This window comes from Saccharomonospora iraqiensis subsp. paurometabolica YIM 90007 (assembly GCF_000231035.2).
GTDB classification, from domain to species: domain Bacteria; phylum Actinomycetota; class Actinomycetes; order Mycobacteriales; family Pseudonocardiaceae; genus Saccharomonospora; species Saccharomonospora paurometabolica.
Genome location: NZ_KI912238.1, coordinates 133334 through 138120, shown reverse-complemented (window position 1 = coordinate 138120; position 4787 = coordinate 133334). Strand labels below are relative to the sequence as shown.

The 4787-nt window shown below is 73.9% G+C and carries 6 protein-coding genes; 3 read left to right on the top strand and 3 right to left on the bottom strand.

The features are described from left to right. The first annotated feature begins 7 nt into the window (after positions 1 to 7). Positions 8 to 814, top strand: a complete 807-nt coding sequence (locus tag SACPADRAFT_RS0212860) for a sugar phosphate isomerase/epimerase family protein (protein ID WP_084258417.1) — start codon at positions 8 to 10, stop codon at positions 812 to 814. Positions 815 to 1288: 474 nt separating this feature from the next. After that, positions 1289 to 1780: a PASTA domain-containing protein gene (locus SACPADRAFT_RS29910; RefSeq protein ID WP_007026544.1), complete on the top strand. Its 492-nt coding sequence runs from the start codon at positions 1289 to 1291 to the stop codon at positions 1778 to 1780. A gap of 84 nt (positions 1781 to 1864) precedes the next feature. Here SACPADRAFT_RS29910 and SACPADRAFT_RS29905 read toward each other — a convergent pair whose 3' ends face one another. Further along, a complete protein-coding gene (locus SACPADRAFT_RS29905; protein ID WP_233357172.1) occupies positions 1865 to 2287 on the bottom strand; it encodes an STAS domain-containing protein in 423 nt (140 codons plus the stop codon). 201 nt (positions 2288 to 2488) lie between these two features. Between SACPADRAFT_RS29905 and SACPADRAFT_RS0212845 the strand changes: the two genes are divergently transcribed. Then, entirely contained in the window at positions 2489 to 2905 is a 417-nt protein-coding gene (locus tag SACPADRAFT_RS0212845; RefSeq protein ID WP_007026546.1) for a CBS domain-containing protein, read from the top strand. Between the two features lie 150 nt (positions 2906 to 3055). On the opposite strand, the gene SACPADRAFT_RS0212840 is transcribed toward SACPADRAFT_RS0212845, so the two are convergent. Together SACPADRAFT_RS0212840 and SACPADRAFT_RS27435 are read right to left on the bottom strand one after the other, a co-directional pair. After that, complete coding sequence (locus SACPADRAFT_RS0212840) at positions 3056 to 4417, bottom strand: UDP-glucose dehydrogenase family protein (protein ID WP_007026547.1); 1362 nt, start codon at positions 4415 to 4417, stop codon at positions 3056 to 3058. Then, positions 4330 to 4787, bottom strand: a 458-nt coding sequence (locus SACPADRAFT_RS27435; protein ID WP_040924293.1) for a glycosyltransferase family 9 protein, incomplete at its 5' end; no start/stop codon positions are given. The genes SACPADRAFT_RS27435 and SACPADRAFT_RS0212840, both read right to left, overlap by 88 nt.

The window sequence follows — 4787 nt, the reverse complement described above, 5'->3', positions numbered from 1 at the left end:
CGGGGCACTGTCCGGCACCGCACAGGCAGGCACCGCCCAGGCAGGCACCGCCCGGGCCGCCGGCGCGGCGGCGGGCAGGCGGGTGCCGAAGAACCACATCAGTATCCAGCTCTACACCCTGCGCAGCGTGCTGGACGACGACCTCGCGGGCACGCTGGAGGCCCTGGCCGACATCGGCTACCGCGCGGTGGAGCTCGCGGGCACCCACGGCCGGTCGGCGGCGGAGTTCCGCAGGTTGCTCGACCGGTACCACCTGCGGGCCACGTCCGCCCATGTCGGGTTCGAGGGGGCCGATGTGGACCGGTTGATCGAGGACGCACGCACACTGGGCTACTCCACCGCCGCGTGCGCCTGGGCGAACCACCCGACGCTGGACGAGTGGACCGCGTTCGCACGACGGCTGGACCGCGCGGGGCGGGCGTTCCGGAAGGCGGGGATCTCCTACGGGTACCACAATCACGCCCAGGAGTTCACCCCCGTCGACGGGGTGCGGCCGATCGACGTCCTCGCCGGGAACACCGACCGGCGCAACGTGCACTTCGAGGACGACCTCTACTGGGTCGTCGTCGCCGGGGCGGACCCGGTGGCGGAGTACCACCGCCGGTTCGGCCGGGTCACCCAGTTCCACGTCAAGGACCGTGCGCCCGACGGCGGCTTCGCCGACCTCGGCACCGGCACCATGGACTTCGCCGAGATCTTCCGCCGGACCTGGCGGGGACCGATGAAGCAGTACATCGTCGAGCACGACGCGCCCGAGGACCCGCTGGAGACCGCCCGGGTGGGGTACGAGTACCTGGCGGATCTGCGGTTCTGAGACGTCGGTCCGTCGGCCGGGGCACGGCGGGGGAGGGCGCACGCTCCCGACCACCGCCGTGCCCCGGCCCGTGCGGGCGTCCCGACGACGGGACCCCGGGGCGCCGCCGGGTCTTGTCAGGAAGCGCCGCCGGTGCGCACACTGGCGGGAGAGCGTGGGAACGCGGATGTCGCCGCCACGACGGCGGTCACGCTCGAACGCACGAGGTGGCCCGGGCCTTCCCGCCGGGGCCACACCCACCGGGATACAGCCCACCGGATACAGCCCACCCGGGAAAGGGCCCACCGGGAAACGGCCGACCGCGGAACCCGACGACCCCGCCCGATACCGCGCCGTTCCCGTCCCACCGCCACGACGCCGTGCCGTCGGCACGGCTCGTCCGGCGTCCGTCCCCGCTCCGTCCGGCTCCCCGGACGGGCCCCCGTGCCCGCCACGGCGGTGCACCCCTTCCGGGACGTTGGGAGGCGAGGCATCATGCGAACCTCCGTACCCCGAACTCCGTGTCACCCGCTGCGCCGGACGCTCACCGGCCTCGCCGGTGCCCTGGCACTCGGCCTCACCACCGCGTGCGGTGCGCTGGTCTCCACCGGGGACGGGGCCGGGCACACCCTGCCGGGCTCCGTCGGGGCCCCCGGTCCGTCCCGGACCGGGCCACCGCAGGCCGATCCCTCCGGCACACCGCGACCCGGGCCGTCCGGGACCCCGGGGACCGCGACGGTCCGGGAGGTACCCGGGGTGGTCGGTCTCCTGCTGGCCACGGCACGGCGGGACCTCGACGACCTCGGTCTCGGTGTCGAGGCCCACCCGGTCGACGGACATCTGATCGCACTGAACGACGCGAACTGGCGGGTCGTGGGGCAGGCTCCGGGCGCGGGCGAGGCGCTCACCGTGGAGGGCACCGTGGTCCTGGGGGTCGAGAAGACGGCCGAGGCGGAGTCGAGGTGGTGCGGTGACGGGGACTGCTGAGCCGGTACCCGGACCGGCGGCACGGCCACCGCCGTCCCGCCGGGGGCGGGTCCCGCGCACGTCGGTGGCGGGACCGCCCCCGGGTCAGCGGGACGCACGGGTGACGGACGTGCCGTCGTGGTCCGGGACGAATTCGAGATGCAGCATCTCCTCGCCCGTGCGGGGGGCGGGAACGCCCGTGAGCGCCGCCACCACCGTGCCGTGCAACGGCAGCGCGTCGGAGAGCCCGACCGCCTCGACGGGCCGGCACACGGCCCGTTGCGTGGCCACGAGACGCAGCGGGGTGCCCCGTCGTGCGCCGACCTTCTGCGCGTTGAGCAGCACCGCCAGCCCCGAGGATCCCAGGAAGGTGACCGCGCTCAGGTCGATCACGAGCGGGTGCGGGGGAGAGACCTCGTGCAGTGCCTCCTCGAGCTGTTTCTCCAGTACGTCGCACGTACTGAGGTCGACTTCGCCGTCCACCGTGACGACGAGGCTCGGCCCGTGACGTTCGGTGGTTAGGCCCACCAGTGAAGTGGGTATTGCTAGTTCGGACACGGCACCTCCAGCGGTGTCCATATCAACCGGTAGGTCGAAAAGAGATCCGGCCGCTGCCTGCTCAACCGCCTGACTGCTCAAAGACTAGTCCGGACGGCGCAGTATGCAAAGGCCGGAAGGGGCGCATATTCCCCGAACGGACGATTCTCGGGATACGAGGAGTGACTTCTGGTGACACGGGTTCAGGACATCATGACCGCCGACCCCCGCTTCGCCGAGACCAGTGAGTCGGTGTCGGAGGCCGCGCGCACCATGGCCTCGGCCGGGGTGGGGGCGCTGCCCGTCCGGGGCGAGGACGGGGAACTGAAGGGCATGCTCACCGACCGGGACATCGTCGTCAAGGTCCTGGCCGAGGGCAAGGATCCGGTCGCCGTCCACGTGGGGGAACTCGCCTCCGGGCAGGTTCACTCGATCGCACCCGGGGACGACGTCGAGGCCGCGCTCGACGCGATGGCGCGGCACCGGGTGCGCCGTCTGCCGGTCCTGGACGGCGGCCGCCTGGTCGGCATCCTCTCGCAGGCGGACGCGGCCAGGGCGTTGTCCGGTACCGAGGTCGGCCGCACGGTGAACGCGATTTCCCGGGGCTGACCCGCGGGTCCACCCGAAAGGTGGGAAACTGTCCGGTGGACACATTCCGCCGGTTCCCCGGCGAGATACTCGGAAAAGAATTCATGTACACCTGTTCGCCGGTGCGGCGGATCCCCGGAAGGGGGACCGGAACGAATCAGGAAAGCTGAATCATCCCGGTGTGGGACCCGGTTCACCCCGCCCGCGGCCGAGGCGGTGGTAGCGCCACCCCGCCCCGGCCATCGTGCCCGGGTCCAGCAGGCCGCGGGTGTCGACCAGGACGGGGTTCCCGGTGTGGTCGGCCAGCTCCGCCCAGTCCAGGTCGCGGAACCGCGGCCACTCGGTGAGCAGTACGAGCCCCGCCGCGTCCTTGGCCACCAGCACCGGGTCGTCCACCGACTGCACCCCCGCCGCGGTGAGCGCCCCCGCCGCGGCCCGGCCGATCCCCGGGTCGTACGCGGTGAGCACCGCACCGTCCACCGCGAGCCGGGCGGCGACGGCGAGGGCGGGCGAGTCCCGCACGTCGTCGGTGCCCGCCTTGAACGTCAGCCCCAGCAGTCCGATCCGGACACCGGCCAGCGCCCCGTCCGCGGACCCGGTGATCGCCTCCCGCACCGTGCGCGCCACCCGGTCGTGCTGGTGCCGGTTGGCGGCGATCGCGTCCGCCAGCAGGGCGAAGTCGACACCGGCCTCCTCGGCGGTGCGCAGCAGGGCCCGGGTGTCCTTCGGCAGGCAGGAGCCGCCCCAGCCGGGGCCGGGGGTGAGAAAGGCGGATCCGATCCGGGGGTCGCGGCGCAACGTGTCGGCCACGTCGCCGACGTCGGCCCCCACCCGTTCGCACAGTTCCGCGAGCACGTTGACGTAGGAGACCTTCAGCGCGAGGAAGGCGTTGCTCGCGTACTTGGCCAGCTCCGCGCTCGCGGGATCGGTCCGCAGCACGGGGGCGTCGAGCCCGGCGTAGAGCGCCGCCACCCGGCCGGCCGCCGTCGGGTCGTCCGCACCGAGCACGATCCGGTCGGGGTGCAGGAAGTCGTGCGCGGCGTGCCCCTCCCGCAGGAATTCCGGGTTGCTCACCGTGGCGCGGTCCAGCACCCGTCCGGCCCGCGCCGTCGTCCCCACGGGCACGGTCGATTTCACGGCGACGACGCAGTCGGGCGCGAGCACGGGGGCGAGCCCGGCCAGCACCGAGTCGAACACCGCGAGGTCGGCCGTCCCGTCCGGCCCGGACGGGGTGGGGACACACACCACGACGACCCCGGCGGCGCCGAGTGCGGCGGGGTCGGTGGTGAACCCCAGCGAACCGGCGTCCCGACCGGCCCGGACCAGGTCGGCCAGTCCGGGTTCGCCGAGGTCGACCTCGCCGTGGTTCAGCGCGTCCACCTTGTCCGGGTCGACGTCCACCCCGGCCACCGTGTGCCCCAGCCGGGCCAGGCACGCGGCCGTGGTCAGTCCGACGTAGCCGGTGCCGACGACCCCGACCGGGAGTCCGCCTGCCGTGGCGTCCGGGCCGCGTGGACGGGTGTGTGCTGGCATGGTTCTCCTCCGAACAGCAGGGTGCGCGCCGTGCGCACCACCCGGGGCACCGACAGCCGCACCAGGCCGGGGTCGGGGGTGTCCGCGTGCGGGTCGCCGGTCGTGCCCGCCCACAGCACCCGGTGCCGGGCCCGCGGCGGGGGACCCCACCGGTCGGGCGGGGTGGGCCCGAACAGCAGTACCGAGGGCGTGCCGAAGGCCGTGGCGAGGTGGCCGATCCCGGTGTCCCCGCAGATCACCAGAGCCGCGTCGGCCACCAGTGCCGCCGTACCGGCGAGGTCCGTCGTGACCACGGCGTCCGGCCCGAGCCCCGCCCCGGCGGCCACCGCGGCCGCCAGGTCCCGTTCGCCCGGCCCGGCCGTCACCACGA

What these genes read in the sequence shown, in the direction of transcription:
- SACPADRAFT_RS29910 (WP_007026544.1), top strand. Translation starts at nt 1,289, where the DNA reads ATGCGAACCTCCGTACCCCGAACTCCGTGTCACCCGCTGCGCCGGACG.
- SACPADRAFT_RS0212840 (WP_007026547.1), bottom strand. Translation starts at nt 4,417, where the DNA reads ATGCCAGCACACACCCGTCCACGCGGCCCGGACGCCACGGCAGGCGGA.